The 26,320-nt window shown below is 63.9% G+C and carries 29 protein-coding genes and 1 other RNA gene; 16 read left to right on the top strand and 14 right to left on the bottom strand.

Features of this window, described 5'->3' with window-relative positions; genetic code table 11:
• Positions 1-36 precede the first annotated feature (36 nt).
• From HJO_RS08310 to HJO_RS08300, 3 genes are all read left to right on the top strand, one after another.
• Positions 37-939, top strand: a complete 903-nt coding sequence (locus HJO_RS08310; RefSeq protein ID WP_051618413.1) for a DUF2785 domain-containing protein — start codon at positions 37-39, stop codon at positions 937-939.
• Between the two features lie 80 nt (positions 940-1,019).
• The gene (locus HJO_RS08305; RefSeq protein WP_035615931.1) at positions 1,020-1,586 is read left to right on the top strand and encodes a lipid-binding SYLF domain-containing protein; all 567 of its coding nucleotides are present in this window, start codon (positions 1,020-1,022) and stop codon (positions 1,584-1,586) included.
• A gap of 128 nt (positions 1,587-1,714) precedes the next feature.
• Positions 1,715-2,596 (top strand): hypothetical protein, encoded by an 882-nt coding sequence (locus tag HJO_RS08300; RefSeq protein WP_035615929.1) that lies wholly within the window; start codon positions 1,715-1,717, stop codon positions 2,594-2,596.
• A gap of 46 nt (positions 2,597-2,642) precedes the next feature.
• Here HJO_RS08300 and HJO_RS08295 read toward each other — a convergent pair whose 3' ends face one another.
• From HJO_RS08295 to HJO_RS08285, 3 genes are all read right to left on the bottom strand, one after another.
• The gene (locus HJO_RS08295) at positions 2,643-4,094 is read right to left on the bottom strand and encodes an AMP nucleosidase (protein WP_035615927.1); all 1,452 of its coding nucleotides are present in this window, start codon (positions 4,092-4,094) and stop codon (positions 2,643-2,645) included.
• A gap of 191 nt (positions 4,095-4,285) precedes the next feature.
• Complete coding sequence (locus HJO_RS08290) at positions 4,286-4,984, bottom strand: hypothetical protein (RefSeq protein ID WP_035615925.1); 699 nt, start codon at positions 4,982-4,984, stop codon at positions 4,286-4,288.
• A 102-nt stretch (positions 4,985-5,086) separates the two neighbouring features.
• Positions 5,087-5,440: a winged helix-turn-helix transcriptional regulator gene (locus HJO_RS08285; RefSeq protein ID WP_035615923.1), complete on the bottom strand. Its 354-nt coding sequence runs from the start codon at positions 5,438-5,440 to the stop codon at positions 5,087-5,089.
• A 126-nt stretch (positions 5,441-5,566) separates the two neighbouring features.
• On the opposite strand from HJO_RS08285, the gene HJO_RS08280 reads away from it, so the two are divergent.
• The 3 genes from HJO_RS08280 (at position 5,567) to HJO_RS08270 (ending at position 6,962) form a co-directional block, all read left to right on the top strand.
• Positions 5,567-5,785, top strand: a complete 219-nt coding sequence (locus HJO_RS08280) for a tautomerase family protein (RefSeq protein WP_035615921.1) — start codon at positions 5,567-5,569, stop codon at positions 5,783-5,785.
• A 45-nt stretch (positions 5,786-5,830) separates the two neighbouring features.
• Positions 5,831-6,211 (top strand): nuclear transport factor 2 family protein, encoded by a 381-nt coding sequence (locus HJO_RS08275; protein WP_035615919.1) that lies wholly within the window; start codon positions 5,831-5,833, stop codon positions 6,209-6,211.
• A gap of 397 nt (positions 6,212-6,608) precedes the next feature.
• Positions 6,609-6,962, top strand: a complete 354-nt coding sequence (locus HJO_RS08270) for a UrcA family protein (RefSeq protein WP_035615918.1) — start codon at positions 6,609-6,611, stop codon at positions 6,960-6,962.
• Between the two features lie 73 nt (positions 6,963-7,035).
• Here HJO_RS08270 and HJO_RS08265 read toward each other — a convergent pair whose 3' ends face one another.
• The gene (locus HJO_RS08265; RefSeq protein WP_035615916.1) at positions 7,036-7,848 is read right to left on the bottom strand and encodes an arylamine N-acetyltransferase family protein; all 813 of its coding nucleotides are present in this window, start codon (positions 7,846-7,848) and stop codon (positions 7,036-7,038) included.
• Positions 7,849-8,008: 160 nt separating this feature from the next.
• On the opposite strand from HJO_RS08265, the gene HJO_RS08260 reads away from it, so the two are divergent.
• Both HJO_RS08260 and HJO_RS08255 read left to right on the top strand, forming a co-directional pair.
• Positions 8,009-9,244, top strand: coding sequence for a sensor domain-containing phosphodiesterase (locus HJO_RS08260; protein WP_035616166.1), 1,236 nt, complete (start codon positions 8,009-8,011; stop codon positions 9,242-9,244).
• Between the two features lie 135 nt (positions 9,245-9,379).
• Complete coding sequence (locus tag HJO_RS08255) at positions 9,380-10,006, top strand: energy transducer TonB (RefSeq protein ID WP_051618412.1); 627 nt, start codon at positions 9,380-9,382, stop codon at positions 10,004-10,006.
• Positions 10,007-10,142: 136 nt separating this feature from the next.
• Here HJO_RS08255 and HJO_RS08250 read toward each other — a convergent pair whose 3' ends face one another.
• The gene (locus tag HJO_RS08250; RefSeq protein WP_035616161.1) at positions 10,143-11,171 is read right to left on the bottom strand and encodes a ribonucleotide-diphosphate reductase subunit beta; all 1,029 of its coding nucleotides are present in this window, start codon (positions 11,169-11,171) and stop codon (positions 10,143-10,145) included.
• A 496-nt stretch (positions 11,172-11,667) separates the two neighbouring features.
• Between HJO_RS08250 and HJO_RS08245 the strand changes: the two genes are divergently transcribed.
• Positions 11,668-12,051: a hypothetical protein gene (locus HJO_RS08245; RefSeq protein WP_035615914.1), complete on the top strand. Its 384-nt coding sequence runs from the start codon at positions 11,668-11,670 to the stop codon at positions 12,049-12,051.
• A 241-nt stretch (positions 12,052-12,292) separates the two neighbouring features.
• Positions 12,293-14,077: a sensor domain-containing protein gene (locus tag HJO_RS08240; RefSeq protein ID WP_035615912.1), complete on the top strand. Its 1,785-nt coding sequence runs from the start codon at positions 12,293-12,295 to the stop codon at positions 14,075-14,077.
• Here HJO_RS08240 and HJO_RS08235 read toward each other — a convergent pair.
• A complete protein-coding gene (locus HJO_RS08235) occupies positions 14,024-14,362 on the bottom strand; it encodes a hypothetical protein (RefSeq protein WP_156945503.1) in 339 nt (112 codons plus the stop codon). The genes HJO_RS08240 and HJO_RS08235 overlap by 54 nt on opposite strands.
• Before the next feature lie 124 nt (positions 14,363-14,486).
• Complete coding sequence (locus tag HJO_RS08230) at positions 14,487-15,179, bottom strand: TerC family protein (RefSeq protein WP_051618411.1); 693 nt, start codon at positions 15,177-15,179, stop codon at positions 14,487-14,489.
• A gap of 186 nt (positions 15,180-15,365) precedes the next feature.
• Here HJO_RS08230 and HJO_RS08225 point away from each other — a divergent pair, with 186 nt between their 5' ends.
• The 4 genes from HJO_RS08225 to HJO_RS08210 all read left to right on the top strand — a co-directional run bounded on the left by HJO_RS08225 (position 15,366) and on the right by HJO_RS08210 (position 18,301).
• Positions 15,366-15,875 carry a methylated-DNA--[protein]-cysteine S-methyltransferase gene (locus HJO_RS08225; protein WP_162173801.1) on the top strand — a complete coding sequence of 170 codons (510 nt, stop codon included), beginning with the start codon at positions 15,366-15,368 and terminating at the stop codon, positions 15,873-15,875.
• Positions 15,872-16,564, top strand: a complete 693-nt coding sequence (locus HJO_RS08220) for a 2OG-Fe(II) oxygenase (protein WP_035615907.1) — start codon at positions 15,872-15,874, stop codon at positions 16,562-16,564. Before HJO_RS08225 ends, HJO_RS08220 begins: the two co-directional genes overlap by 4 nt.
• Complete coding sequence (alkB, locus tag HJO_RS08215; protein WP_035615904.1) at positions 16,564-17,199, top strand: DNA oxidative demethylase AlkB; 636 nt, start codon at positions 16,564-16,566, stop codon at positions 17,197-17,199. The genes HJO_RS08220 and alkB overlap by 1 nt, the downstream gene beginning before the upstream one ends.
• Before the next feature lie 61 nt (positions 17,200-17,260).
• Positions 17,261-18,301: an NAD(P)-dependent alcohol dehydrogenase gene (locus HJO_RS08210; protein WP_035615900.1), complete on the top strand. Its 1,041-nt coding sequence runs from the start codon at positions 17,261-17,263 to the stop codon at positions 18,299-18,301.
• On the opposite strand, the gene HJO_RS08205 is transcribed toward HJO_RS08210, so the two are convergent.
• The 4 genes from HJO_RS08205 to ffs all read right to left on the bottom strand — a co-directional run bounded on the left by HJO_RS08205 (position 18,298) and on the right by ffs (position 22,799).
• Positions 18,298-19,302: a lipid A deacylase LpxR family protein gene (locus tag HJO_RS08205; protein ID WP_241764700.1), complete on the bottom strand. Its 1,005-nt coding sequence runs from the start codon at positions 19,300-19,302 to the stop codon at positions 18,298-18,300. The two genes, HJO_RS08210 and HJO_RS08205, sit on opposite strands and share 4 nt — an antisense overlap.
• Before the next feature lie 23 nt (positions 19,303-19,325).
• On the bottom strand, positions 19,326-20,171 hold the full coding sequence (locus HJO_RS08200) for a DUF2219 family protein (protein WP_162173800.1): 846 nt from the start codon (positions 20,169-20,171) through the stop codon (positions 19,326-19,328).
• A gap of 373 nt (positions 20,172-20,544) precedes the next feature.
• Positions 20,545-22,413 carry a ribonucleoside-diphosphate reductase subunit alpha gene (locus tag HJO_RS08195; protein WP_035615892.1) on the bottom strand — a complete coding sequence of 623 codons (1,869 nt, stop codon included), beginning with the start codon at positions 22,411-22,413 and terminating at the stop codon, positions 20,545-20,547.
• Positions 22,414-22,709: 296 nt separating this feature from the next.
• An RNA gene (gene ffs, locus HJO_RS18175) (signal recognition particle sRNA small type) lies at positions 22,710-22,799 on the bottom strand.
• A gap of 136 nt (positions 22,800-22,935) precedes the next feature.
• Between ffs and HJO_RS08190 the strand changes: the two genes are divergently transcribed.
• Together HJO_RS08190 and HJO_RS08185 are read left to right on the top strand one after the other, a co-directional pair.
• Positions 22,936-25,008: an alpha/beta hydrolase family protein gene (locus HJO_RS08190; RefSeq protein ID WP_035615890.1), complete on the top strand. Its 2,073-nt coding sequence runs from the start codon at positions 22,936-22,938 to the stop codon at positions 25,006-25,008.
• A 5-nt stretch (positions 25,009-25,013) separates the two neighbouring features.
• Entirely contained in the window at positions 25,014-25,409 is a 396-nt protein-coding gene (locus HJO_RS08185; protein WP_035615888.1) for a globin, read from the top strand.
• 16 nt (positions 25,410-25,425) lie between these two features.
• Here HJO_RS08185 and HJO_RS08180 read toward each other — a convergent pair whose 3' ends face one another.
• From HJO_RS08180 to HJO_RS08170, 3 genes are all read right to left on the bottom strand, one after another.
• Positions 25,426-25,821: a cupin gene (locus HJO_RS08180; protein ID WP_035615886.1), complete on the bottom strand. Its 396-nt coding sequence runs from the start codon at positions 25,819-25,821 to the stop codon at positions 25,426-25,428.
• A 65-nt stretch (positions 25,822-25,886) separates the two neighbouring features.
• Positions 25,887-26,096: a hypothetical protein gene (locus HJO_RS08175; protein WP_035615883.1), complete on the bottom strand. Its 210-nt coding sequence runs from the start codon at positions 26,094-26,096 to the stop codon at positions 25,887-25,889.
• A complete protein-coding gene (locus HJO_RS08170; protein ID WP_035615881.1) occupies positions 26,089-26,274 on the bottom strand; it encodes a hypothetical protein in 186 nt (61 codons plus the stop codon). The genes HJO_RS08175 and HJO_RS08170 overlap by 8 nt, the downstream gene beginning before the upstream one ends.
• Positions 26,275-26,320 lie beyond the last annotated feature (46 nt).

The following is a 26,320-nucleotide window of genomic DNA, read 5'->3' as shown; positions in this document are numbered from 1 at the left end:
TAGATTGGGGCCGGATGCCCCGGAGGAAACCTGCCCATGGACAAGCTGATCGGAGCGGGGCTCGCCCTGGCCCTGCTGGCGGGTTGCGCCAGTGCCGCCCCCCTTGGCAACACGGCCTGTGCGCCGGAAGGCCGGACAGGCACAGCGCTGACCGACTGGCGAGCAGCGGGCTTCGTCACGGACGATGCCGACACAGCCGCGTGGGACCTTGCCGCCTGCCTGGCCTCGCCTGATCCGGGCCTGCGGGACGGGATCGGGTATGAGGGCCTGACCGCGCTGCTGCGGCGGGGCGACGTGTCTGACGCCGTTCGCCTGCGGCTGTCGGCGCGGCTGGGCAGCCAGCTCAGTGTGGCCGATGCTGCGGGTGTCACGGCGCCCTTCTCGGCGCTTGCCCTGTCAGAGGTCGCCCGGACGGACAGGGTTGACCCTTTCCTGACAGACGCCGCACGGGCGGACCTGGTCGAGGCGGCTGCGGCGTACCTGGAATCGGTCAGCGACTATCGCGGGTTTGACGATTCAGAGGGCTGGCGGCACGGCGTGGCACACGGCGCCGACCTTGCCATGCAGCTGGCACTGAACCCGGCCGTGGACGCAGCCGGCCTTCGGCGCCTGCGCGCCGCAGTCGGGGCCCAGATCGTGCCGGCGGGCGGCCATGCCTATGTGTTTGGCGAGCCGGGACGGCTGGCACGGGTGATCCTGGCCATTGGGCAGCGGAATGTTTTCAGCGCAGACGACTGGGCTGGCTGGTTTGCCGGCCTCGCGGACCCTGCACCGCTCGCCACCTGGGGGGAGGCCTATGGATCCGAAGTGACGCTGGCCCGGGTGCACAATCTGCGCGCCTTTGCGGAAGCAGCCTATATCCGCGCCAGTCTCAGCGACGCGCCGGGCGTTGCGCCCATCAGCGACGGCGCGCTCTCGGTATTGATGGCGCTCTACTGAATTTTGCATCGGTACGGAACTTTGTTGTACGCTCACGCGTACGGGAGTACCAAGTTTATACGCCATCACAGGAGCCACTCATGGCCAAATTCCGATCCGCCCTCCTCGCCGCCTGCCTCGTCGTCGGCACGCCGCTTGTCACCACGGCCTGCACGAGCATGCCGGACGAAGTCAGCCGCCAGGACATCGATGCGCAGAGCCGCCAGGCGCTCAACAAGCTGACGTCTGAAAATTCCGCTGCGCGCGCCATTGCGGCGAAGTCCAGCGCCGTCCTGATCTTCCCGTCGATCGTCAAGGCCGGTCTCGGTGTCGGAGGTGCGTATGGCGAGGGCCAGATGCGCCACAACGGCGCTGTGCGTGACTATTACAGCACGTTCACCGGCTCGTGGGGCCTGCAGGCCGGCGCCCAGCAATACGGCTATGCCGTGTTCCTGATGAATGACGCCGCCGTGAAATATGTCGAGGATTCCGACGGCTGGGAAATCGGCGTCGGCCCGACGGTGGTGCTGGTCAATGCCGGTGTCGCCGAGAACCTCTCGACCTCGACCCTGAAGGAAGACGCCTATGCGTTCATCTTCGACCAGAAGGGCCTGATGGCCGGTGTCAGCATCGAAGGCACGAAGATCACCAAGCTCGACGCGAAATAGGCTTTGCGTTTCCGGACTGAATGACGGGCGCCTCCGAGGGGGCGCCCGTCTATTTTCCGGTTGTATCCGTCCCGATTTCGCACAATGTTTCGATTTGAAACCTGGTGCGCAATTGGACGGGGACCGTTATGCCGGACTGGATTCTTCGCTGGATGGCCGTGGGGCTGCTGGCAGTCATAACATTCATCTTCATTGTCCTGGCGGCCGCCGTTCTCAGCGGCCTGACAAATGACCTTTTCCACGGCTTCATCCAGCTGACCTGGCCGGACCGGCGCGTCACTGCCTTTGCGTCTTTCGAGCCGGACTCGCGCGAACAGATTGCCTTCTCCATTCTCAATTACGGCATCACCGCGATGGGCACGGCCTGGGTGGCGTCGTTCGCCTATCTCGTCGTGATGCGAAACCAGCAGAAGCAGACCGAACAGCAGCTCAGCATGGAACGGTTGAAACTGACCACGGACCTCGACGAGCAGATTCTGGACGTGTTCGAATCGGAAAGCGTCGTCGATTTCGGGCCGGACGGCACGGCCGTGCGCGTCAGGCTGGTCACCATCCTGGACCGCAACACACAGTGGCAGGCGGGCACCGACCGAAACTGGAAGTACCGCGACGGCGAGCGCACCGTACCGTTTGTGAAAACGTCATCCGTGGTCAGCCCGGCAGCGGAAATCAGCGTCTCGGCCCTGCATCGCTATCTCGCATGGATCAGGCGGATCGTGCGGGCGATCGAAACAGGCGTCCTGCAGGACAAGGACGTGCTGCTGTTCTGGCGCTCTGTCGTCGTCGGTTGCTACAGTGGCAGGTACACGTTCATGCGCGATATCTTCTTCAAGGACGACCTCGATGACTTTGTCGGACTGGTCGACCGGATCGTCGTGACCGGCGCGAAGGAAGGCAGCGGGCGGGACTTCGTGAAGTACCTGCAAGCCGTGGGCGAGCCGGAGCTGGTCGCACTTCTGTCGGACGCGGCGAAAGAGATTGTGGGGGCCACGAGCGAGGCGGCAGCTTGAGCCCCCACCTTCCATCGCTGCGCGATGAGAGGCGGGGGATCAGGGCCTACCTAAACGGCGGTTCGTCGAAGGCGCGCAGCTTGCGGCTGTGCAGCTTGGCGCCCTTGTCGGCAGCGAGCATTTCCAGGGTTTCGATGCCGATGCGGATATGTTCCCCGATGGCGCGCTCGTAGAAGCGATTGGCCGCGCCGGGCAGCTTGACCTCGCCATGCAGCGGCTTGTCCGAGACGCAGAGCAGCACGCCATAGGGCACGCGCAGGCGATAGCCGTTGGCGGCGATCGTCGCGCTTTCCATGTCGATGGCGATGGCGCGCGACTTGTTGAAACGGCGCGCCGTGGCGGTGAAGCGCAGTTCCCAGTTGCGATCGTCGGTGGTGACGACCGTGCCGGTGCGCAGGCGGCGCTTGAGGGATTCGCCGCTTTCGCCGGTGACGCGGGCGGCCGCTTCCTGCAGGGCGACCTGGACTTCGGCGAGAGCCGGGACCGGGATTTCCGGCGGCAGCACGGCGTCGAGGACATGGTCTTCGCGCAGGTAGGCATGGGCGAGCACATAGTCGCCGATCGACTGGCTGTGGCGCAGGCCGCCGCAATGGCCAACCATCAGCCAGACCTGCGGGCGCAGGACCGCGAGATGATCCGTGATCGTCTTGGCGTTGGACGGGCCGACGCCGATATTGACCAGAGTGATGCCGGCGCCGTTCGGGGCGCGCAGGTGGTAGGACGGCATCTGGAACCGGCGCCAGGGCGCGGCGTCTATGTCGGTGGGCGACGCGCCCGTGACGGAGGTCACTTCCAGGCCACCGGGAACGGACAGCGACGTATAGTGGCTGTCATTGTCGAGCTGGGTCAGCGCCCAGTCGCAGAAGGCATCGACATAGCGGTGGTAATTGGTGAACAGGACATAGTGCTGGAAGTGCTCCACCGGCGTGCCGGTATAGTGCTGCAACCGCTTCAGCGAGAGGTCGACGCGCGGCGCGTCGAACAGGCAGAGGGGATGCGTCGCATAAGGCTCGTAGAGTTCGCCGTCAGCCACTTCGTCGCCAATGTCGGCGAGCTGGGGGCTGGGGAACCAGCGGGCCAGTTCGGCAGGTGAAATCTCTTCGAGGCCCTCGGCCTGGCCCTGTTCCCAGACATAGGCGTAAGGAATTTCCTGGCTGGAACGCTCGACCGTGACCGTGATGTGATAGTCGCGCATCAGGGGCGTCAGCTGTTCGATCAGGTAGGCGCGGAAAAAGTCCGGCCGTGTGAAGCTGGAGATATAGGTGCCGGCTTCGGACATCTTGCCGAAGGCGCGGGAGATCGGCGGCGGCGGGCCGTCCGGATCATAGATGAGGCGGATCTGCGGATAGCAGAACGCACCGCTGGCACGGAGATTCTCGTCGGGCGGTGTGCCTGTGTGGAGGTAGAGGTCGAGCGCTCCGGACAGAGCCTCGACGGCTTCGTTGTAGAGCTTTTCAAGCGCGTCAACAACGGCGTCGGGTGTGGTGAGTTTCGTCATGCACCCAGATGGCGGAAAAGGGCCGTCTCGTCAATTGGCGCGCAGCTGTACCAGCAGGTGCGGGGACGCGTCCGTTCGGGCACCCGCGTGCCGGAACAGCCGAGTCCCAAAGGGAAATCGCGGGCCCTGGGCGGGCCACCATCATGCGCATGCGTTGCAGTGACAAAAGGCCCTGCCCTGCGGCTGGCCGGTCAGGATGTGTCGATGCGGGAGAGTTCGGCAAGCGTGGTGTGGTGGATTTCGCGGATCGCGTCGCGGTGGCTGGCCGGCTGGCGGCGGGAGGTGACGACCGGGGCGAGCCGGGTTCGCAGCACGGGTGTGCTGGCGCCGGTGCGCGCGAGCCGCCGGGCCATGCGGGCAATCAGCGGGGCCGGATCCTGGAAGGCGGCGCACAGGGCGCGCAGGCGCTGGACGAGGGGCCTGACGGGCACAAGGTCTGCCGGGCGTGGCGGGCATTCGCCGGGTTCCGGCGGTGGCAGGGGCTGGTCGAGATAGCGCAGACGCGGGCGCGTCATCATGCGCCGGGGTGCTGCAGGCGGCAACGTGGCGGCGGCCCGCGCAGGTGGCTCTGACAGGCGGAAGGCAGGCGCGGCAAGCGGGTTGCGCGGGCCGGGGCCTGTGGGCGGTGAAGCGGCGGCGGTGGCCGGTGCGTGCGGGCGCAGCACAGGCAGCGGCAATTCCAGCACCATCAGCACGAGGAGGCGCCTGACCAGGGCCTCGAGCCGGACCAGTTCGGTGCGCAGGCGAACCGCATCGCCACGCGGCAGGAAGGGCTTGCAGCCTGTCAGGCCGAGGCCCAGCCAGCGTTTCAGTTCAAAGGCCGCGCAATCGGCGCGTAGCCATGAAATGGCGACCAGGCTGCGCAGGGCGGTGGTGGGATGAAATGTCATGGCCCTGATCCTGCCACAGTCGGGAAAGGGGTGGACAAGATCAGCCCGGTTCCCCGTGGCGACGGGGCAGAACGCCCGGCCAGAGCGTGGACAGGCACGCCGTCAGACAGCCTCGCGGCGCGCCTTCAGGCGGTGGCCGACCTGGATCAGGGATTCAAGCGCCGGCACCAGTTCGGCGCCCAGCTCCGTCAGCGCGTATTCGACGGAGGGCGGCGAGGTTGGCCGCACGGTTCGCGTCAGCACGCCGCGCTGTTCCAGTTCGGTGAGGCGCGCCGACAGGACCTTGGCCGAGATGGGCGGGATATCGACGCGCAATTCATTGAAACGCCGGGGCCCTGCCCGCAGCCACCAGATGATGTTCGGGGCCCAGGCGCCGGAAATGACCTTCATGCATTCGGTGAGCATGCAGGGGTCTGGCGGCGGCGGGGCCTTGTTCTTGCGGACCTTGATGGACATGACGGGTGACCAAGTTACCGGGGGGTTACCTGTTTTTCGAAGTGGCCATTGGATACCTGGTTGTCAATGGATAGCGTCGCGGTCATCCCCGGCCCGAAGAGGCCAGCCTGAACGGAGCAGACCGACATGCCCTATGTGAACATCAGGGTGACGCGCGAAGGCGTGACACCCGAGCAGAAAGCCGAATTGATCCGGGGCGCCACGGACCTTTTGGTTCGTGTCCTGAACAAGTCACCCGCGACGACCGTAGTGGTGATCGACGAGGTGGAGATGGAGAACTGGGGCATTGCGGGCCTGCCGGCCGAGGCCTATCGCGAAAAGCACAGGACGCCTGCATCATCGTGACGGACCCGCGCGGCCCCCGCGCATTCACATCAAGGAGAAGACATTATGCCGGACCGAGCAAGCGTGGACGCCTTCACGGCGCATGTGCTGAGCGGGGACCATGTCGGGGCGATCCGCGACTGGTATGCCGAGGATGCCTGGATGCGGGAGAACATGGGCCCGCCGCGCGTGGGGCGCGAGGCCCTGATGGCGCATGAGGCGGCGGCGCTGGCGCGGGTGGAACGGGTCGACACGGAACTGCTGGCCAGCCCGGCCGTGGCTGGCGATACGGTGGCCATACGCTGGCGGTTCACCATCGTGACCAAGGACGGCCCCGGCCCGAGCTTCGAGGAGGTCGCCTGGCAGACCTGGAGAGGCAACAAGATCGCGGAAGAGACATTCTTCTACGACCCGGCGCAGATGCGTGCGGCACGCGGCGCCGGCTGACGCCGCGAGACGCCCGCGATCTGCAACAAAGACGGCAGGAGCCGGAAATTCGAATCGCCGCCCCCTGCCCTGGCCGCCAGCGATGCTGCGCGGGTGTTGCGGCTGAATGTTCCGGAAATCCGGCTTTTGGCGACCGGTTTCTGGTGAAGGATTGGGCATACGCGCCCGCATGTCAGGCGATTGCAGGCCCGTCCGGCGGTTTGATCCAAATTTCACAATCCCCCCGATTGCCATGCTGCGTGTGCGAGGACATTGTTGCGGTGCAGCATGAACTTGGCTGCTTCCGGATGGTCAATGCGTGAGGGGGCGTATTTCCGGGAGCTGTGAGAAAACGGGTCATCTGCGGGAGGAGTTTCCTGCCGGCCTTGTCCGGCGCCAACTCTTAAGGACTGAACCCATGTTGAAACCTACTGCAACGATCCTGGCAGTTGCCATTGCCCTCTGCCCGGTCGCGATCGCTGACCAACGCTCCAAGCCGGTAACCGTCAGCATTGCCTATGACAAGGCGCTGCTGGAGACCGACTCGGGCGCCCGTCAGGTGCTCGCCTTGATCAAGGCCAAGGCAACCCAGGCGTGCACATCCTATGTCCCGGTTCTCGGTGGCAATCACACCGATGACAAATGCGTCGCCGATATCCAAACCGCTGCCATCGCCAAGATCCACGACCGGCAGGTTCGTGAAGGGCTGGCGACGGCTGATGTCTTCGCGAGCAAGGCGGTGATGATCCTCGCCGACTCGGGACAACGCTAGGCCATTTCCTCCCGGTCTTGTGCGTTGGAGGGGCCGTCCCGGCCAAGGGCGGCCCCTCACTTCACATTCTCTCTCAGGCCGCCGGGAACAGGGCGTCATGGCGCGCAGAAATGGCGGGCCAGAGCGTGGCGGCTTCATCCATCTCTATACCGAACACATCGTCCAGCGTGTCGACGAGTTCATCCGCCGTGGCGAGCACGCGCTTGTCCAGCCCCGCGGCGCTGGCCGTGGTGAGGACCTTGCCACGCAGGGTGTGGTGGCGTTCGCCATCGCGGCGGCGGACGACGAGGTTCTCGACAAAGGGCGAGGCGGCATGCGTCTCGAGGCGAATGCGCGTGGCATCGAGCAGGGATTCGTCGGCCGGCGCAGAGATGAAGTCGAAGCTGAACGGCGCGCCGTGCAGGGTTTCGACAAAGCGCCAATAGCCGTCATCGGTCTGTGACAGGGTGACATGGAAGGGCGCATCATGGCGCGTGCCGGCCGCCAACGGGATGGGCCCGGCAAGGCTGGACCCGAAGCCGACATCGACCAGCCACGGACCGTCCAGGTCGATCCGCAGGCAGAGGTGATTGCCGATCTGGCCGTCACCGGCCTGTTCGCGCATGACGCCGGCGCACAGGCGGGTGACGTCAAACCCGATCTCGCCGAGCGCCCAGCCCATCAGCGTGTTCTGCTCGTAGCACCAGCCGCCGCGACCGCCGGCGACCAGCTTGGCGTGCACGGCGGCTGCACCGCGCGCTGTCTGGCGGCCAAGCTGGACATCGAGATTCTCGAACGGGATGGCGTTGACATGGGCGCGGCTAAGGCCTGTCAGCGTGGCCAGGTCCACCTGCAGGGGGCCGGCAAAACCGATGCGGTCAAGATAGGCGGCAAGGTCTGGCGTCATGGCACCGACCTAGGAACGCGCCGGGGATTTCGTCAAGGCCGTTTCGAGGCCGGACCGCGCCGGAACAGATCACGCAAATTTGCGCTTTCTGGTTCATGCGCCCGAAAGCAAAGCCTGCGAAGACCGTTATCCCCGTCCCTATCATCAGTTGAAAGCGCTCATGCCCCACCTCGATCTTCTCACGTCCGCGATCCCGAACCGGATCGGGGATTCCGACGACCTGCTTCAATCCACACTTGAAATCGTCCGCAAGCACCTGGGCATGGATGTCGCGTACCTGTCGGAATTCATCGATGGACGGGCAGTGTTCCGCCGCGTCGATGCGCCGGGCCTGGAAGAATTGGCCAAGGTGGGCGACAGTCACAATCTGGCAGATGTCTATTGCGGGCATGTCCTGGAAGGCCGGCTGCCGGAACTGATCGCCGACACGGCCGACAATGCGCTGGCCAGGTCGATGCCGATCACGCACCAGATTCCGATCGGCGCGCACATGAGCATTCCGATCCTGCGGAGCGATGGCAGCGCCTATGGCATGATCTGCTGCCTGAGCCGCGACCCGAACCCGACGCTCAATGACCGCGACCTGGAAACGATGCGCGTGTTTGCCGACCTGGCAACCCGCCATATCAACAGAGAGCTGGCCGAGAACGAACAGCGGGCCGAACAGCGCCACCGGATTGAAAGCGTCCTGGCGCGGGGGGCCTTCTCACCGGTCTACCAGCCGATTTTCGATCTCGGGAAGATGACACCGGCCGGCTATGAGGCGCTCACCCGCTTCACTGACGAGCCGATCCGCACACCCGATGTCTGGTTCAACGAGGCAGCCGAAGTGGGCCTGGCAGAAGCGCTGGAAATTGCTGCACTGGAGCGGGCGCTGGCCAGGCTGGCAGACCTGCCGAACGACCAGTACCTGTCCGTGAACGCATCACCTGACACGATTGTCAGCGCCGCGTTTGCCGCCCTGATGGATGACCTGCCGCTGTACCGTATCCTGCTCGAAATCACCGAGCATGCCCAGGTGAATGACTATGCCACCCTGCTGCAGGCGCTGGAGCCGCTGCGCCGGCGCGGCCTGAAACTGGCGATTGACGATGCCGGTGCGGGCTATTCCTCGTTGCGCCATATCGTGCAGCTGAGCCCCGACGTGGTGAAGCTGGACATGAGCCTGACGCATGATGTCGACAGCGATGCGGCCCGCCGCGCGCTGGTTGGTGCCCTGATGTTCTATGCCCGCGAGACGAGTGCGCAGGTGATTGCCGAGGGCATCGAGACGCAGAACGAACTGGATACGCTGAAACTGCTCGGCGTGCGCAAGGGCCAGGGCTTCTTCCTCGGCCGCCCGGCTGCAGCGCTGCTGGACCCGGTCAGCGCCGTGGCGTTCCGGCGCGGCGCCTGAGCAAGGCGCGGGGCGGACCGCCCTCTTCCCCAATCCCGACGCTTGAAAGGCATGGCATTTACAAAATCCCGTTTTGATATATTATTACATCACAGAGTCGGAAAACCGACCTGCCAGGAAACGGAGGAAACACCGATGCTGAATACCCCTGCCACGCGCGCCCCGACCGCCGCCCTTCTGGCCCTGCCAGTGGCCTACGGCCTGTTCCTGATCATGAATTCGCTGATCGACGTGAAAGAGATCACGGTGGTGAAGCAGCCGTCACGCATCCTGGACACGATCACGCCGCAGCGGCCGGACCCGGACAAGCCGACCACCAGGCGCGTCAAACCGACGATTGCGGATACGGCGCCGAAACCGCCGCCACCGCCGCAAATTTCGGCGACGAAATCGACGATCAAGCTGCCGACGCCGGTCATCGCCGGCGCGGCACCGGCCTCGCTGGTGCCGTCCCACCTGAAACTGCCGAACATCGTTCCGGTTGTCGTTTCCTCCCGCGGCTTCCAGGTGGCGCGTCCGCCGGTTCCGACCTATCCGTCAAAGGCCGCCGCGCGAGGCCTGACGGGCCATTGCGACGTGGACTTTGCGATCGACCCGCGCGGCAAGCCCTACAATGTCTCGGCACGCTGTTCTGACCCCGTGTTCAAGGGAGAGGCCGAGCGGTCCGTCTCGAAGGCCGAATTCGTGCCACAGCTGGTCGATGGCCAGTTCGTGACGGTCAAGGGCCTGGTCTTCCCGCTGGAATTCACGATCCCGAAATAAGGCGCAGGTCGCGCCGGTCAGGCTGCGCTCGCCGAAACGGGTTGGCATCTGCGCGATGGTGAAGGGGACAGGCAAACAGCAAAAAGGCCCGCACCTTTCGGCCGGGCCTTTCTGAATCGTGCCTGGGGCGTACGGCCTACTCAGCCGCAACCGGGGCCGGTTTGCGCTTGTCGAACATCGTCCAGACGCCGTCGTCGCCGTGCCAGTCACCGCGGGTGGCACCCTTGGAATATTCCGTGGCCCGCTGTTCGAAGAAGTTGGCGTGCTCGACCCCGTTGAGGATTTCCGACAGCCAGGGCAGCGGGTGCTTTTCGATGCCGTAGATCGGCTCGAGCTTGAGCTGGCCAAGGCGCCAGTCGGCGATGTAGCGGATATAGTTCTTGATGTCGTCAGGCGTCATGCCCTCGATATCACCCGCCTCGAAGGCGAGGTCGATGAACTTGTCCTCAAGCGCGACCACCGTGCGGCAGCATTCACGGATCTTCTCGCGCAGTTCGTCGGTCATCACGCCGGTCTCGGCGCAGAAATTGTGGAACAGCTTGATCATGCCTTCGCAGTGGAGCGACTCGTCGCGGATCGACCAGGTGATGATCTGGCCCATGCCCTTCATCTTGTTCAGGCGCGGGAAGTTCATCAGCATGGCGAAGCTGGCGAACAGTTGCAGGCCCTCGGTGAACGCGCCGAAGACAGCCATCGAGACGGCGATGTCTTCATTGGTCTCGCAGCCGAACTGGCCGAGATAGTCGTGCTTGGCGGCCATCTCCTGGTATTCCATGAAGGCCGAGAATTCCGAGTCAGGCATGCCGATCGTCTCGAGCAGCAGGGCGTAGGCCGCGATGTGGATCGTCTCCATGTTGGAGAAACTGGCCAGCATCATGGACACCTCTGTCGGCTTGAACAGGGGCATGTAATTGGTCATGTAATTCGCGCCGACCTCGATGTCGGACTGCGTGAAGAAGCGGAAGATCTGGGTCAGCAGGTTGCGTTCGCCGTCGGTCAGCTTGACCGCCCAGTCCTTGCAGTCCTCGCCCAGAGGCACCTCTTCAGGCATCCAGTGGACCTGCTGCTGCTTTTTCCAGAAATCATAGGCCCACGGGTATCGGAACGGCTTGTATGCAAAGCTCGGTGTGAGCAGGCCGGGTAGATTGGAATTGCCGTCAGCCATGGGGGCCTCCTTGAAGTTCATGTCGATGTCTGGAGCATTATACACCACATATAGTGCTTCAATCAGGTTAATGCCGCAAGATGTACGAGTAGGAAATGCGGCACTTGTCCACAGGCTGCCCACAGGAAAATGCGCTGGCGACGGCATTGCGGGCAGTGCGCGTTGAGCACATCCTACGCGAAACGGCAGGCTGAGTCCCCCTGCGCATGCGGCAGGCGCTGGCCGTGACCGGGACATTTTGACTCACCCCGGCGCCAGCCCGATACCGGGGCGACCAGATGGCGGCGACAGGCCCGGTGGCAGACAGGTCAGATTGGCCAATGTACCGCCCTCTTGGTGCGCAGGCTGTCGTCGCCGCGCGAAAAGCAGCTGAATTCATCAATATATACTGGGCATTACAGCCTTGACTGCTGACCAGCGGTTGTTGCGTATAAATTGATCTATACACAACAAAATACGTCCAGCCAGTGATTCGAAAGATCGAGGTGTGTGGGGAATGATCAGACTCGCCAGATTGCAGGAAATATTTCCCGTGTTGCCCGATGCCGGGCGCACCGAGACGTCCTGCCCTGAAGAAACCCCCTCGCTGAAGGTGCAAAAAATCGGGCCCGACACGTTCGGCCTGACGCGCCGCGTGTGCGTCGAATTGCCTGACGGGTCTGACGGGCTGGCAACGATCGTGCTGGCATCGGCCGAGTCGGAGGCCGAACTCGCCGCCGAGCGCAAACGCTATCGTGCCCTGTTCGCAGGCGTCCAGGACGACCTGGAATGGATCCGGCAGCGGGCGGCCGACCAGGCGCTCAGCCAGGAGGATCTCGACGCGGTGGCCGAACTGAAACGGCTGACCCGGGATGCACGCATGAATGACGCGCCGGACTGACGGGCCGGGCGCCCAAGGAAGCAAAAGCTCCCTGAACCGCGCCTGCCGGCAGTTCCCCGAACGGCCACCTTCCCGTAACGCCTTAAGGGTGCAAGGAATTCGCGCTTTGAATTAGCGAATTGGTTATACTGTCCAGTATATAGAAGGGGATGAATTATCAGGTCTGGATCCAGACAGATTGCGGTCTGTCCAGCGTACGGCGCCCAATTGCCGGTCTCGTCACCCCACGGGAGCGCAGCGCATGACCCCTCCGGAAGACCTGCAGAATATCTTCGACGCGCTGCCCTATCCCGTCTTCGCCAAGAATTCGAAGCACCAGTGGATCTATGGCAACAAGGCCTTTGATGCGCTGATCGCCGTGCCGGATTATATCGGCAAGTCTGACCGGGATCTCTTTCCTGCCGACCAGGTCAAGGTGTTCTGGACTGAAGACCGGCGGGTTTTCGGCGGCGAGGAAAGCATCAACGAAGAAGAAATCGGGCCAGATGTCTATGCGCTGACCCGCAAGGTTCCCTACCAGCTGGCCGACGGGACTACGGGCCTTGTCGGCATCATTATCGCGTCGGTGACATCGACCGAAAATTTCAGCAACGCGAAAGTCAATTACGAGGCCGAGATCGAGGCGGCGCGCAAGCGCCTGGCGCTGTTGCACGAAAGTTCGTCGCAGCAGGCGCTGGACCTTCAAAATCGCCTGTCCGTCGCTGAAAAGAAGCAGCACACCGCGATGGAAATTGCCCAGACGGATTCGACCACCGGCCTGAAGAACCGGCTGGGCTTCGAGAACGCACTTGAGGCCTCGGTCCGGCTTTCGACGAATACCGCCCAGCGTTTCGGCCTGGCGATTGTCGACGTCGACCACTTCAAGCAGATCAATGACCGGTTCGGCCATGCCGTTGGCGACCACGTGCTGGTGACGGTTGCCCAGCGGCTGACCGAGTTGCCCGATGTCTATGCGGTTGCGCGCTGGGGCGGCGACGAATTTGCGTTGCTGACCGAACTGCCGATGCAGGACCGGGACCTGATGAGGGCCAGCTTCAACCAGGCCCTCGAATACGTCTTCAGGCCGATCCGCACACCTGACCGGCTGATCGAGATTTCCGGATCGGTGGGCTTTGCGGTCTACACTGAAGATGCCCACGATACCGGCGACCTGATGCGATATGCCGACATGGCGCTGATGACCGCCAAGCGGCGGGGGCGCGGCATGGTGCAGACATTCAACCAGGAAATCCGCGATACGCTGGCGCGGCGGCTGAAACTGGCCCGCGACCTTCCGGACGCGATTACCGGCCGCCGGATCAGGCCGTTCTACCAACCGATCATGGGCACGACGGACCGGAAGATCCAGGCCGTCGAGGCGTTGGCACGCTGGGATCATCCGGAGCTTGGCCCGGTCAGCCCGGAGGAATTCATTGCGATCGCCCAGGAGTCAGGCCTGCTGAGCGATCTCGACACGGTGATCCTGGACACGGCCTGCCGCGAAGTCGGCCCTTGGCTGAAAGACCGGAGCATCACGTACCTGTCCGTCAACGCCTCGCCGATGGACATCGTGGGTGTCGATTTTGCCGAACGCTTCCTTGCCAGCCTGGAAGCGACAGGCACGAACCCGGAGCATATCTGTCTCGAGATCGTCGAATCCGCCATCGTCGGCAACCTGGAAGCCGCCTATCGCAACCTCGAACACCTGAGCCAGGCGGGCGTGATGATCGCCCTCGACGATTACGGCACCGGTTTCTCGAACCTGCGCGCCCTGCTCGACCTGCCGCTGGACAAGCTGAAGATCGACCAGTCGCTGATCCAGTCCATCGGGTCCAACAACAAGATCGCCGACCTGATGACGTCGATCATGCAGCTTGCCGATACATTGCAGGTGAATGTCGTGGCCGAGGGTATCGAGACCAAGTTGCAGGCCGCGTTCGTGACATCCGTCGGCTGCCACCTGATGCAGGGTTACCTGTTCAGCCGGCCGCAATCATTTGATTCTCTGAGCAAGTGGCTGACCGCCAACGAGATTCGGGCCGCCTAGGCCCACCTTCTCGGTTCCGGGCCCGATGGCATTGGCACCCGCCAGACCATAATGTGCATCAGGGACCGGATCATCGGCCTCCACGACCTGGTCCTGCGTGCTGACCAGCCGGTTCTCCGCGCTGAGGGCGCGGCGGTAGACGATGGCTGTGAGGATCACCAGAACGATTGCCGTGAGGCCCTGCCCGGTGAGGATGACAGTCTGGCTGGCGTGCAGTTCGGACAGGGCGGTCCAGACGGCAGTCAGTGCGACAATGGTCGTGATCTCCATGATGAGCAATGTCATGACCAAGGCTTTCAAGAAGCGGCCCATGTGACGTGTAACTTCCATGCGAACACCGGCAGGCGCCGGCACAGGGAAGATATCATCATGCGCCTGCGCGTCCGCAAGATGGGCGCCCAGGTCTATTTCAGTGGCCTGTGCGGCAGGCCGCCGGCACGTCCATGTCGAACATGGGAAGGCCCTCGCTGCACAATTCCAGGCCGCCCTGCCACATCATGTGCAGCGCAACGTAGAGAATGACGGCAAGCCCGATGAAGGCGATCCAGCGGTGACGGTTGAGCACGCGCGCGATCAGCGAGGACGCCAGCCCCATCAGCAGGATCGACAGGGTGAGGCCGAACACCAGGACCCACGGATGCTCGCGCGCAGCGCCAGCCACGCCGAGGACGTTGTCGAGCGACATGGACACATCAGCCAGGATGATCTGGACGACAGCGGCGCGCAGGGATTTGACCGGTTTCTGGCCGGCAATGGTGCCGTCGCCGTCAAGGTCTGCCGACGCGAGCGCTTCCTGGGCCGTCAGGGCGGCATGTTCCTGCAGTTCGCGCCACATCTTCCATGACACCCACAGCAACAGGACGCCGCCGGCAAACAGCAGCCCGACAATCAGCAGCAGCTGGGCGGCGACAAGCGCGAAGGCAATGCGCAGCACGGTGGCGGCGATGATGCCGATCAGGATGGCCTTGCCGCGCTGGTGTTTCGGCAGGCCGGCCGCCGCCATGCCGATCACGACAGCATTGTCGCCCGCGAGGACGAGGTCGATCGCGATAACGGCGAAGAACGCCTGAATGAGCTCAGGCGTCAGGAAATCCGATGGCATGGAGGGAACCCTTGTCTCCAGCGCAGGGGCCGGAGTTCTGTTTCGCTGCGAATATGGGGGGGTGTGCCCTGCGGGGCAATGACGGAAGCCGGGCCGGGCGGATATTTTTGCACACACAGCATGTATCGGAATGCGGAGCGATTCCGGGGCCGGTAATTTGGCGGCATGATGAACAGGGAGACCGACATGCAAAGCCCGGAAACACTGACTTATGGATTTGGCGACACGCCGTACGGCCGGATCGTGGTGGCCAAGAGCGCGCGCGGCATTCGCGCGGTGCTGTTCGGCGAGACCGATGCCGCGCTGGTGGCAGAGCTGAAGGCGCGGTTCGCAGGCACCGACCTGGTGCCTGCGGGCATTGGGATGACCCGGATGATCGCGGACGTGGTGAGCGTGGTGCGGGGCGAGGCAGCCGCCGGGGCGCTGGTGCTGGACCTTCGGGGCAGCCCCTTCCAGATGGCTGTCTGGACCGCGCTGCAGGCTATTCCGGCGGGCGACACGGCGTCCTATTCGGAAGTGGCCGAGGCGATCGGCAAGCCGGGCGCGATGCGCGCCGTGGCAGCGGCCTGTGCCGCCAACCCGGTCGCGGTGCTGGTGCCCTGCCACCGCGTCGTGCGCAGCAACGGGGCGCTGGGCGGGTATCACTGGGGCGTCAACCGCAAGCGGGCGCTGCTGGCGCGGGAGACCGCAGCATGAGCCTGCCGGCGATTGACTGGACGCGGGTCGAGGCGGGGCTGGATGCGGCAGGCTTTGCCTCGCTTGGCCTGTTGCTGGACGCGGAGGCGCGAGCGACGCTGACGGGCGCGTTCGGCGAGAGCGCACCCTATCGCAGCCACGTGCACATGGCGCGGCACGGGTTCGGACGCGGGGAATACAAGTATTTCCGCTATCCCCTGCCCGCGCCGATCGCGGCCTTGCGGGACGCGCTGTATCCAGGCTGCGCGGGCGTGGCCAATCGCTGGGCGGAACGCATGAAGCAGGCCGTGCGCTTTCCTGCCAGCCATGCGGACTTCCTGGAGACGTGCCATGCGGCAGGCCAGCAACGGCCGACGCCGCTGATCCTGTCCTATACCGAGGGCGATTATAACTGCCTGCACCAGGACCTGTATGGCGGCATCGTATTTCCGCTGCAGGTGGTTATCCTGTTGAGCGAGCCTGAGGCTTTTGACGGAGGCGAATTCGTGCTGACAGAGCAGAGACCGAGAATGCAGTCGCGCGCGCATGTCGTGCCGATGCGCGCGGGCGAGGCGGTCGTGTTCGCGGTCAATGAGCGGCCCGTGAAGGGCACGCGCGGGGATTACCGCGTGAAGATGCGCCACGGCGTCAGCACGCTGCGACGGGGCACACGGTTCGCGACGGGGATCATCTTCCATGATGCACTGTGATGGCTGACCTGTTGAGCGACCTGCGGCCCGCCGAGGCCTGGCATGGCGAGGGCGTGCTGCACCTGCCCGGCTTTGCCGATGCGGCAGCGATATGGGACGCGGTGCAGCCCGTTCTGGAGGCGGCGCCGTTCCGCCACCTGGTGACGCCCGGCGGCAAGGCCATGTCCGTGGCGATGACCAATTGCGGGCGGGTCGGCTGGGTGTCGGACCGGTCCGGCTATCGCTACGACCCGGTCGACCCGCTGAGCGGGCAAGCCTGGCCGGACATGCCGGACCTGTTGCGCGCCGTGGCACAGCGGGCGGCAGCAGCCTTCGGCGCGGCGGATTTCGATCCGGATGCCTGCCTGATCAATTGCTATGACGTGGGCGCACGGCTGACGCCGCACCAGGACCGGGACGAACAGGACCTGGGCCAGCCGGTGGTGTCAGTGTCGCTTGGCCTGCCCGGCCGGTTTGTCATCGGTGACACGACCCGGGCCGGGCCGAAGCAGGCGATCCTGCTGGAGCATGGCGACGCGCTGGTGTTCGGGCGCAGCGCCCGGCTGGCCTATCACGGCGTGCTGCCGGTGAAGACGGGCACGCATGGAATGATCGGCGCGCGCCGGATCAGCCTGACCTTCCGGAAGGCAGGGTAGCTGTCTCGACTTACGCGTGCCCGGCTGCCACGATGGATGAAATCGTGAAAGGGAGAAGACGATGCAAGTTGCCGCCTATGCTGCGCAGAGCCCTGAATCACCGGTCGAGCCGTTCGAGATTACGCGGCGCGACATCCAGCCCAATGACGTGCTGATCGACATTACCTGGTGCGGGGTTTGCCACAGCGACATCCATACGGCGCGCAACGAGTGGGGGCGGACGAAGTATCCGATCGTGCCGGGGCATGAAATTGTCGGGCGCGTCAGTGCGGTCGGCGCGGACGTGACCAGGCACAAGGTGGGTGACACGGTGGGCGTGGGCTGCCTGGTGGATGCCTGCCTTGCCTGCCCGGCCTGCGCGGATGGCGACGAGCAATATTGCGAAAAGGGATCGGTCGGCACCTATGGCGGGACCGAGCCGGTGATCGGCGGGCCGACCTTTGGCGGCTATTCCAAGCAGATCGTGGTGCGCGACGAATTCGTGCTGAAAGTGTCAGACAAGCTGAACCCGGCCGAGGTGGCACCGCTGCTGTGCGCGGGGATCACCAGCTGGTCGCCGCTGAAGCACTGGAACGTGAAGAAGGGCGACAAGGTCGGCGTGATCGGGCTGGGCGGCCTTGGCCATATGGGCGTGAAGTTCGCTGTGGCGCTGGGCTGTGACGTGGTGATGATCACGACCTCGCCGGAAAAGGGCGCAGACGCCAAGCGGCTCGGCGCGCATGACGTGCTGATCTCGAGCGACCGCGACGCGATGAAGGCCCACCGGGGCAGCTTTGATTTCCTGCTGAACACCGTGCCGGTCAAGCACGACCTGAACCCCTACCTGATGCTGATGGCCCGCAATGCCACGATGGTTCTGGTCGGCGCCATCGAGCCGCTGGAGCCGATGCATGGCGGCCTGTTGCTGGCAGGACGACGACGCCTGGCGGGGTCAGGCATTGGCGGCATCGAGGAGACCCAGGAAATGCTGGATTTTTGCGCCGAACATGGCGTGACGTCGGACGTCGAAGTGATCGCCATGAAAGACATCAACGCCGCCTATGACCGCGTGGTCAAAGGCGACGTGAAATACCGGTTCGTGATCGATATGGCGACGCTCTAGCGGGCGACGGAGATCGAGAAGGCGCCGAAGCGCTGGGGCGTGACCTGGGCGTCGAATTCCTCGGTGCGGTTCACATAGGTGAAGGCGAGTTGGACGGTGCGGTAATGGATCGCGAGGCCGGCCTGCAGGTCGCCGACATAGGTCTTGCGGTCTTCGACGCGCGGACCATCCCGAAACAGGTTGCCATCGAGGAACATGTCCCGGGCGATTGCCCGGCCGCTGGCCCCGACGAAGAAATAGCCCCCCAACGGGTTTTCGTCGGTGCCGGGGATGAACTCGCCTGCCCCGGAGAGTGCCGGACGGATGCGCGGCGGGCCGAAACTGGAATCGAGGTCCCAGCCGATGCGGGCCGTCAGGCCGGACGCCGCATAGGTTCGCACATTGCCGAGTGCACCGCCGACATCGAAGCCGAGATCGGTTTCCACGCCGAGCGGCAGGTCCGGCCCCGGGAACCGGTACAGGCGCTGTGCGACGATTTCGATGCCGGCCTCGTCGCGCAGCTGGTTGGGCCAGCCCTGCGCCTCGGCAACGCCGATGGTGCGGTGGAAATTGTTCTGGACAAACTCACCGCCCGCAGAGGGGCCGACAATGCCGAGATTGACCTGCAGCGTGTCCTGCGTGTTGGCGCTGGCACCGACAATCGTGCCGGAGGCAAACAGCCAGCCGGCATAAGGGCGATCGGTAGGATCGGGCACCAGGAGGGTCTTGTCCTCGGGCGTGAAGATGACGTGCGACAGGGCAAAGCCCTGGCGCAGCTCCTGGCGCTTCAGGTCGAGGAAGGGAATGCGGTTTGCCACCCATTCGAGCGCCGGGAAGACCTCGTCGGCGCCGGACACGCGCTCGATGCGCAATCCGTTGGAATAGTTGCGATCGGTGCCGCCGCCGAACTTGTCGTTTTCGACAGTGAGCGACACCACGGCGGGTTTCTTGACCTGGCCATGGGCAAGGGGCGCAAGAAAAAGGGCTGCAACCAGCGCAGCCCCGATACGAGTGTTAGCCATCTTCATGGCCGGACGCGTAGCACCTATCGGCGCATGGTGAAACTTACACCTGCGAAATCTTCAGTGTCGCTGAGACTGCCGTTGCGATCCTCGTATTTCACTTCCCGGCGGATGTAGCTGAGCGACAGTTCGCCCCCTCCCCGCTGGACGGAAATGCCGGCCTGCATGTCGCCGACCGTGATCTGGTCGGTCAGGGCCATGTCGTTGAGATTGGGCGCGAAACTGGTGTTGCCGGCATCCCAGATCAGCGCTTCGCCATCCGCGCCGGCAAAGATGTACCAGCCCTGCGGCTGGCCGTCCCGGCCGATGAGGTTGAAGTCCTGACCGATCCGGACTTCACCACCGACGCGCTTGGATTTCAGTTCGCCCTCTTCGCGCACGACAATGCGCGGGGCCACGCCGACATCAAAGCTGAGGCCGGTCAGTTCTTTCGGGGCCGAGAATGCGATCTCGGCAGCAATGTTCTTTTCAATCTGGCTCGGCCCGGAAAGGCGTGCCTTGCTGCGTTCCGCCACGACGGCGACCAGCGGGCCACTTCCCGACCAGCTGAGTTCCGGAAGGTCGGTCGGGACGAAGCGCGGGGTGATGCCGTAATCAGGCAGCGTGGAACTGGCGAAATCGATGGCGGTGACGGGCAATGGCGCCACCACGGTGCCGCTGAAGCGGGCCGGAGCGCCGTCGACGACATGCACCGAGGCGGCAGCGGGGTCTGCCTGGCGCGGGCCGGTCGTGGCAAAGCCGGTAAGTGCCATCGTCATGCCGAGAGTCGGCGGGACGGCAGGTTCGGAGCGGACATATTCGTGGGGCGACGTCGAAACGCAGCCCTGGCAGGCCAGTGTCAGTACAGTAGAGGCTATTGCGAAAACCATTTGCCGAACACCCTTCATGGCTCATCCTCGCACGTATCTCGTGTGCTATAGATTACACCTTATGGCTATTAATGTAGCATAAAGGACCTGAACTCCCCAAATGCCTTTCATCCGAAAAAGATTAATTCTGGTTGATCAACGGTTTAGGTGCGGATTCAGTTCCAATCCCTTTCGTCATTTGGGAATTTCCTCGCAAGAACCGTGCAAATACACGCAAATTCGCCGTTAATCGGTTCAGAAAATTGTTAGGAATGTGGCAATCAGGGCGCAGGTTGCCACCCATTCAGGCACCGGCCGCATTCCACCTAAACGAGAAACGGCCGGCCCCTTGTGGGTCCGGCCGCCTTGGAGATTGCAGGTGCCGCAGGCCAGCCTACTGGCAGGCAAGACACTCGTCATAATCGGTGTTGGGCGTATCCATCTGTGGCCCGTCGACCCGCTCGGATCCGGCAAAGGCGGCCCGCTGCACCGACTTGGAGCGGCAGTAGTAGAGCGACTTCAGGCCACGTTCCCAGGCCGTCCAGTGCAGCATGTGCAGGTCCCATTTCGAGACATCGCCCTTGAGGAACAGGTTCAGCGACTGCGACTGGCAGATATAGGGCGTGCGGTCGGCGGCAAGCTCGATGATCCAGCGCTGGTCGAGCTCGAACGCCGTCTTGAAGACGTCCTTCTCGTGCTCGTCGAGGCACTCGAGATGCTGGACCGAGCCTTCATGCTCGAGGATCGAGGTCCAGATGTCGTCGCTGTTGAGGCCCTTCTGCTCGAGCAGGGCTTCAAGCTGCTGGTTCTTCACCGTGAACGAACCGGACAGGGTCTTGTGCGTGTAGACGTTGGCCGGGATCGGCTCGATGCCGGCCGACGTGCCGCCGCAGATGATCGAGATCGAGGCGGTCGGTGCAACGGCCATCTTGTGGCTGAAGCGGGCCATCATGCCGACATCGCGGGCATCCTCGCAGGGGCCACGCTCCTTGGCGAGCTTGACCGAGGCCGCATCGGCGCCCTGGCGGATGTGCTTGAACATCTTCTCGTTCCAGACCTTGGCCATGGCGCCTTCCATCGACACGTTCATCGACTGGAGGAAGGAGTGGAACCCCATCAGGCCGAGGCCGACCGAGCGCTCACGCTTGGCGGAATAGACGGCGCGGGCCATTTCAGGCGGTGCGCGTTCGATGAAGTCTTCGAGGACATTGTCGAGGAAGCGGAAGATGTCTTCCAGGAAGTGTTCGTCCTTCGACCATTCCATGAACTTCTCGGCATTGACCGAGGAGAGGCAGCAGACGGCGGTCCGGTCTTCGCCGCGATGGTCGATACCGGTCGGCAGGGTGATTTCCGAGCAGAGGTTCGACTGGGTGACCTTGAGGCCGAGCTTGCGCTGGTGGGCCGGCATGGCGTTGTTCACGGTATCGGTGAACAGGAGATAGGGCTCGCCGGTCTGCATGCGCAGTTCGAGAATCTTCTGCCACAGCTTGCGGGCATTGATGGTGCGGACGACTTCGCCGGATTTCGGGCTGATCAGGCCGAAATCCTCGTCGGCGCGAACGGCTTCCATGAAGGCGTCCGTGATGTTGATGCCGTGGTGCAGGTTGAGGCTCTTGCGGTTGAAGTCGCCGGACGCCTTGCGGATTTCGAGGAATTCCTCGATTTCCGGGTGGTGGCAGTCGAGATAGCAGGCAGCCGAACCGCGGCGCAGCGAGCCCTGGCTGATCGCGAGGGTGAGCGAATCCATGACGCGGATGAACGGGATGATGCCGGAGGTCTGCCCGTTCTGGCCGACCTTCTCGCCGATCGAGCGGACATTGCCCCAATAGGTGCCGATGCCGCCGCCATTCGAGGCGAGCCAGACATTCTCGGTCCAGGTCTCGACAATATCGTCAAGCGAGTCGCCGACCTGGTTGAGGAAGCAGGAAATCGGCAGGCCGCGCGAGGCGCCGCCATTCGAGAGGACCGGTGTCGACGGCATGAACCAGAGTTTGGACATGTAGTCGTAAAGGCGCTGGGCGTGTTCGGCGTCGTCAGCGAAGGCCAGCGAGACGCGGGCGAACATGTCCTGGTAGGATTCGCCGGGCAGCAGGTAGCGGTCGCGCAGGGTCGTCTTGCCGAACTCTGTCAGCAGCGCGTCGCGGGAAGGATCAGTCTTCACCAGGGCGCCCTCGACCACGCGCAGCTGCGCCTCCGCTCCGGCCTTGGGTTTGCCTTTGCGCGGTGTAGATTTGGTCACAGACTTGGCCTCGGATGCAGACATGTGCAGCCCTCCAGATTCATTGATAAATATAGGAAGTGAAGCCCCCGGTAGCCAGATATGGCCCCCAACTTCTTTCCTGACACTACATATAGTGTCGGAAGGTTAACGGGCGGTCAACGGGGCATTACTTAAAACTGTCAAAAAGGGCGTGGAATTCCGGTTACCGGGAGGTTAACGCCGCACCGGATCGCCTGTCCAGATGGGGGATATGACAGGTTCGTAATGCACGGACAAAGACCGAATGACGCACGAACGGTGCGCAATAAAATTCGAAACCGGAAATGCACTGAAAAGGCGGAGACAGGCGAACGACCCGGGCTGAAATCGTTGGGGCTGCTTCGTTCCCGACCTGACCCGATTGGCGAATGGCCCGTCCGCCACCTGCCTCCTCCGGGCTATATGCGTGGGACCGGCGCGAATCGCAAGTGGGGGAGTGAGTCGCTGTGGGGCCAACCGCCCTATTGTCGGGTCCGTTTGGCGCTGTTACGCCTTGCCCATGCAACCGATCACAAGGGGAAAGCGATGAAATTCCGGCACATTCTACTGGCAGGCGTCACTGTCATGCTGGCGGCGGGCGCGGCCTCGGCAAAAGAGGACGAAGCCCCCTCGACGCGATTCACCGCAGACCGCGTGTTCGACATCGAGTATGCGAGCGACCCGCAGGTCGCGCCCGATGGCAAGTCCGTCGCCTATGTGCGCCACGCGATGGATCGCATGACCGACAAGGACAAGGGCGAAATCTGGATCCTCGGGCTGGCGGACGGGTCCAACCGGCCGCTCGCCGAAGGATCCTCGCCGCGCTGGTCGCCCGACGGCACGCGCCTCGTCTATTCGACTGCGACCGACGGCAAACCTGAAGTGCGCCTGCTCTATCTCGATTCGGGCCGCAGCTTCCCGCTCGCCCAGTTCCTGGAAGGCCCGTCCGAAACGGTCTGGTCGCCGGACGGCAAGCAGATTGCGTTCAGCATGTTCGTGAAGGGCGAGACGCCAAGCTTTGCCAAGGCGCCCACGCCGCCGGAAGGCGCCAAGTGGAACGATGGCGTCAAGGTGATCGACGACCTGACTTTCCGATTCGATGGCGCCGGCTATCTCAAGGACGGGGCCGACCAGGTGTTCGTGCTGCCGGTGGATGGCGGCACGCCGCGCCAGGTGACATTCGGCGACGCCGGGATGTCGGGCCCTGAATGGCTGGACAATGACACACTGCTGGTGACCGGGAACACTGCGGAAGACCGCGACCTGGACCCGATCGAGAGCGAAATCTATGCGATTGACCTGTCCGACCTGTCAGTGACGCCGCTGACGACGCGGGACGGGCCTGACACGTCGCCGGTTGTGTCGCCGGACGGCAAGACGATTGCCTATCGCGGGTTTGACGACAAGACATTGTCCTACCAGCAGGCAGACCTCTACCTGATGGACGCAGATGGCGGGAACCAGCGCCCGCTGGCGGCGGACTTCCCGGGTGACGTGGGCGAAACCGTGTGGGCCCCGGACGGCAAGAGCCTGCTGGTCCTGTCGGAAGACCACGGCGTGCTGACGCTGTTCAACGTGGACCTCAAGGGCAAGGTGTCCGAAGTGGTGACCGGCATTGGCGGCAGCTCGATCGGCCGGCCGTATGCCAGTGGCAGCTTCTCGGTCAGCGGCGGCCGCAAGCCCGTCGTCTCCTACACGGCCGGTTTCAGCGACCGCCCGTCGGAAGTCGGCGTGGTCGGCCTGGACGGTAAGAATGCGAAAGTGCTGACCGCACTCAATGCGGACGTCCTGCCCTATCTCGACATTGCGAAGGTCGAGGAGGTCAAGGTGGCGTCCAGCGCCGATGGCCGCGAGATCGAGGCCTGGGTCGCCTTCCCGCCAGACTTCAAGCCGGATGGCAGCTTCCCGCTGATCCTGGAAATCCATGGCGGCCCCTACGCCATGTACGGCCCGTTCTGGGGCAGCGAGATCCAGCGCTATGCCGCGGAAGGCTATGTCACGGTCTGGGCCAACCCGCGTGGCTCGACCGGCTATGGCGAGGACTTCGCTCTGCTGATCGACAAGGCCTATCCGGGCAATGACTATGACGACCTGATGAGCGTCGTCGACGAGATGGTGGCGCGCAAATATGTCGATCCGGAGCGCCTGTTCGTGACCGGCGGGTCGGGCGGCGGAATCCTGACGGCCTGGATCGTGACCAAGACGGACCGATTCGTGGCAGCCGCCTCGGTGAAGCCTGTGATCAACTGGATGACGATGGCGCTGGCGGGCGACATCGCGCAGGTGGTGCGGCGCCACTGGATACGCGCCGAGCCCTGGTCGGACCCGGAAGCCTTCCTGAAGTTCTCGCCGATCCGCTATGTCGACAAGGTGGTGACGCCGACGATGATCATGGTGGGCGAGGAAGACTGGCGCACACCGGCCTGGGAGGCCGAGCAGTTCTACACGGCGCTGAAGATGCGTGGTGTCGACACGGTGTATGTCCGCGTGCCGGGTTCGCCCCACGATATCGCCTCGCGCCCGAGCCGCCTGATTGCCAAGACGGACAACATCATGGGCTGGTTCGCCAAATATGACCCGGCCAAGCAGGACGAGGCTGACGGCGACAGCGAGGAGTAGGGATCATGACTGACGCCGAGATCATCCTGAACAGCCTGGACGCCCTCGCCACGCGCGAGGGTGATCCGGCGGCGGCGGTCTATGCCCGGCTATTCAAGGCCCATCCCGAGTTTGAACAGCTCTTCCTGATGGACACGGATGGCGGCGTGCGCGGCTCAATGCTGCAACAGGGATTCGAATGCCTGATCGATGCCGCCGAGGGCGGCAACATGGCCGCCGTGCTGCTGAGTGCTGAACGGGTGAACCATGAAAGCTACGGCGTTCCGGAAAACCTGTTCGATGCCTTCTTCGTGGCGATCAGGGACACCGTACAGGCCGCGATGGGCGCAGACTGGTCGTCGGAGGCCGACGCGGCCTGGACGCGCCTGCTGGCCCGCACAACGACGCTGGCGGCGGCCTGAGCCCACCGACTGACAGCTAGCGCGGGCGGTGCTCGGTGCCGAGACCGGCCGTGATGAAGACGGCTGTTGCTTCACCGGGCACATTTGCGGTGTGCCAGACGCCGGGCGCGTTGATGGCATACTCCCCGCTGCGGAGCGTGACCTCGGCCTCGCTGCCATCAGGGTGTTCCTGCAGCAGGGTGATCTCGCCAGCCGTGCACAGCACCACTTCGGCGCCGGACGGATGCATCTCCCAGACGGTCCAGTCTTCAGTGAACGTGTACATGGTGACGAGGCGCCCCTCGGCGCCATCGCCTGCATGGCGGGCACTGTAGGCGGCGTACCATTCCATTCCCGTGAACGCAGGTTCGGTTTCGGCTGTCGCGCCGAGACCAAGATGGATGGGATGTTCGGTGATGGATGTCGCTGACATGGCCGTGCTCCTCGGGCAGGACAAAAGCCTACCCGACACCGGCACGCCCATAAAGGGCGTTCCCCTCAGCGGGGTCGGCGGCGGTCTGGGGCGAGGCTTCGCCGGGCCCGGCGATCCGTCAGCGTTGCGACGACAGCCAGCATGACGTCACGCATGACCTCGTCGGCCAGCGTGCCGAACCGCTGGTCAAGGCGGGCGGCGAGCCGCTGCGAGCCCTTGCGCGCCAGGATGTCGAAACCGAAAGGCCTGCGCTTGGCGGTGCGCGGCTTATTCACTGGGGGAGGTTTCATCTTTTTGCCTCGTCTTGCCGACCCCGGTGATGATGGCGAGGCCGATGAGAATGATGGCACAGGTGCCGATCCAGACCAGCGACAGGCCCAGCATGAAGGCGCCATAGGCGAGCCCTGCGATCAGGACCAGGAAGCCGATGAGATAGAGCGCGAAAGAGGACATGTCGGGGTTCCAGTCATTGTCTGTACTGGTGTCTCAACGCCGCTTT

It is taken from the genome of Hyphomonas johnsonii MHS-2 (assembly GCF_000685275.1).
GTDB classification, from domain to species: Bacteria; Pseudomonadota; Alphaproteobacteria; order Caulobacterales; family Hyphomonadaceae; genus Hyphomonas; species Hyphomonas johnsonii.
Note: the sequence above shows the minus strand (reverse complement) of the source record. Positions and strands in the feature narration are given on the sequence as shown.

Coding starts and splice junctions, on each gene's coding strand:
- HJO_RS08265 (WP_035615916.1), bottom strand. CDS start 7,848: ATGACGCCAGACCTTGCCGCCTATCTTGACCGCATCGGTTTTGCCGGC.
- HJO_RS08225 (WP_162173801.1), top strand. CDS start 15,366: ATGCAAAGCCCGGAAACACTGACTTATGGATTTGGCGACACGCCGTAC.
- HJO_RS08190 (WP_035615890.1), top strand. CDS start 22,936: ATGAAATTCCGGCACATTCTACTGGCAGGCGTCACTGTCATGCTGGCG.
- HJO_RS08310 (WP_051618413.1), top strand. CDS start 37: ATGGACAAGCTGATCGGAGCGGGGCTCGCCCTGGCCCTGCTGGCGGGT.
- HJO_RS08235 (WP_156945503.1), bottom strand. CDS start 14,362: ATGACATTGCTCATCATGGAGATCACGACCATTGTCGCACTGACTGCC.
- HJO_RS08195 (WP_035615892.1), bottom strand. CDS start 22,413: ATGTCTGCATCCGAGGCCAAGTCTGTGACCAAATCTACACCGCGCAAA.
- HJO_RS08275 (WP_035615919.1), top strand. CDS start 5,831: ATGCCGGACCGAGCAAGCGTGGACGCCTTCACGGCGCATGTGCTGAGC.
- HJO_RS08285 (WP_035615923.1), bottom strand. CDS start 5,440: ATGTCCATCAAGGTCCGCAAGAACAAGGCCCCGCCGCCGCCAGACCCC.
- HJO_RS08305 (WP_035615931.1), top strand. CDS start 1,020: ATGGCCAAATTCCGATCCGCCCTCCTCGCCGCCTGCCTCGTCGTCGGC.
- HJO_RS08260 (WP_035616166.1), top strand. CDS start 8,009: ATGCCCCACCTCGATCTTCTCACGTCCGCGATCCCGAACCGGATCGGG.
- HJO_RS08255 (WP_051618412.1), top strand. CDS start 9,380: ATGCTGAATACCCCTGCCACGCGCGCCCCGACCGCCGCCCTTCTGGCC.
- HJO_RS08300 (WP_035615929.1), top strand. CDS start 1,715: ATGCCGGACTGGATTCTTCGCTGGATGGCCGTGGGGCTGCTGGCAGTC.
- HJO_RS08185 (WP_035615888.1), top strand. CDS start 25,014: ATGACTGACGCCGAGATCATCCTGAACAGCCTGGACGCCCTCGCCACG.
- HJO_RS08180 (WP_035615886.1), bottom strand. CDS start 25,821: ATGTCAGCGACATCCATCACCGAACATCCCATCCATCTTGGTCTCGGC.
- HJO_RS08290 (WP_035615925.1), bottom strand. CDS start 4,984: ATGACATTTCATCCCACCACCGCCCTGCGCAGCCTGGTCGCCATTTCA.
- HJO_RS08220 (WP_035615907.1), top strand. CDS start 15,872: ATGAGCCTGCCGGCGATTGACTGGACGCGGGTCGAGGCGGGGCTGGAT.
- HJO_RS08230 (WP_051618411.1), bottom strand. CDS start 15,179: ATGCCATCGGATTTCCTGACGCCTGAGCTCATTCAGGCGTTCTTCGCC.
- HJO_RS08295 (WP_035615927.1), bottom strand. CDS start 4,094: ATGACGAAACTCACCACACCCGACGCCGTTGTTGACGCGCTTGAAAAG.
- HJO_RS08200 (WP_162173800.1), bottom strand. CDS start 20,171: ATGGTTTTCGCAATAGCCTCTACTGTACTGACACTGGCCTGCCAGGGC.
- HJO_RS08240 (WP_035615912.1), top strand. CDS start 12,293: ATGACCCCTCCGGAAGACCTGCAGAATATCTTCGACGCGCTGCCCTAT.
- HJO_RS08245 (WP_035615914.1), top strand. CDS start 11,668: ATGATCAGACTCGCCAGATTGCAGGAAATATTTCCCGTGTTGCCCGAT.
- HJO_RS08210 (WP_035615900.1), top strand. CDS start 17,261: ATGCAAGTTGCCGCCTATGCTGCGCAGAGCCCTGAATCACCGGTCGAG.
- HJO_RS08205 (WP_241764700.1), bottom strand. CDS start 19,302: ATGGCTAACACTCGTATCGGGGCTGCGCTGGTTGCAGCCCTTTTTCTT.
- HJO_RS08280 (WP_035615921.1), top strand. CDS start 5,567: ATGCCCTATGTGAACATCAGGGTGACGCGCGAAGGCGTGACACCCGAG.
- HJO_RS08250 (WP_035616161.1), bottom strand. CDS start 11,171: ATGGCTGACGGCAATTCCAATCTACCCGGCCTGCTCACACCGAGCTTT.
- alkB (WP_035615904.1), top strand. CDS start 16,564: ATGGCTGACCTGTTGAGCGACCTGCGGCCCGCCGAGGCCTGGCATGGC.
- HJO_RS08270 (WP_035615918.1), top strand. CDS start 6,609: ATGTTGAAACCTACTGCAACGATCCTGGCAGTTGCCATTGCCCTCTGC.
- HJO_RS08170 (WP_035615881.1), bottom strand. CDS start 26,274: ATGTCCTCTTTCGCGCTCTATCTCATCGGCTTCCTGGTCCTGATCGCA.